The sequence below is a fragment of the Vibrio sp. 2033 genome (assembly GCF_033339735.1).
The window spans coordinates 1-927 of the sequence record NZ_JAWOVC010000156.1 but is presented as its reverse complement, the minus strand read 5'-3'; the positions used below and the strand labels follow the sequence as shown (position 1 = coordinate 927).

Genomic DNA, 927 nt, shown 5'->3' with positions numbered 1-927 from the left:
AAATCGTATTAAGAAAAAATGAGCCACGCTCGCAATGACCAACTTGAGTAGTTTTGATTCCCGATAAAGAGTTGCATTGTTGCCTCCATGCCAAATCGTGTTGTTATTAATTAAAGCGTGAAATCACAATATCTGATTGTTTTATTTCAAACTAACAGATAGTTTTGATGGGACACTTCAACAAAAACGATGGATAGAAAAGAATATGGATATTGACGCGCTGCGCAGCTTTCTTGCGTTTGTTGAAACAGGCAGTTTCACTCGTGCTGCAAAACAAATCAATCGCACCCAATCCGCGTTTAGTGCTCAAATGCGAAAGCTTGAAGATGAACTCCATGTCAGCTTATTCGAAAAGGAAGGTCGCAACCTTGTACTGAGCGAAGCGGGTATGTCACTTCGTGCGCATGCAGAGCAACTCGTAAGTTTGCACAATCAAGCCGTCAAGCAAGTAAAACGCTACGAAAACAAACGCCCACTGCGTTTAGGATGTCCAGAAGACTATAACGATAGTCTGCTGCCTAAAGTCATCCGCGTATTGCAGCAAACCGAACCGACCTGCTCTATCCAGGTGTACAGTGAGCCAAGCGTGACGCTCCGTGAATGGCTAGATGAAGGCAAATTAGACGCCGCCATCGTGACTCGTGCACCCGATAGCGAAGAAGGATACTGGCTCGCAAGTGATAGAGGCGTGTGGATCAGTCACCCCGATTTCGCTATCGACGAATCACAGCCAGTCCCTCTCGCGCTATTTCAAACCGATTGTAAATACCACGCCGCCGCTATTAATGCGCTGACCAAAAGAGGAACGCCATATCAACTCTTAGCTTGCTGTAACACCTCTTCTGCGCAGCGAGCCATTGTTCGCTCTGGCATGGCGATTGGCGCGATGGGAAGAATCAGTGTCACAGATGATCTGAAGATCTTAGA

Annotated in this window: 1 protein-coding gene and 1 pseudogene; one reads left to right on the top strand and one right to left on the bottom strand. The window is 46.5% G+C overall.

Annotation, left to right across the window (positions count from 1 at the left end; all coding sequences use genetic code 11):
* Nucleotides 1-11: 11 nt before the first annotated feature.
* A pseudogene (locus R7P74_RS25280) lies at nucleotides 12-77 on the bottom strand (glutathione S-transferase); the annotation flags it as partial.
* A 128-nt stretch (nucleotides 78-205) separates the two neighbouring features.
* Here R7P74_RS25280 and R7P74_RS25275 point away from each other — a divergent pair.
* The coding region (locus R7P74_RS25275) for a LysR family transcriptional regulator (RefSeq protein WP_318123391.1) at nucleotides 206-927 on the top strand (722 nt) is incomplete at its 3' end.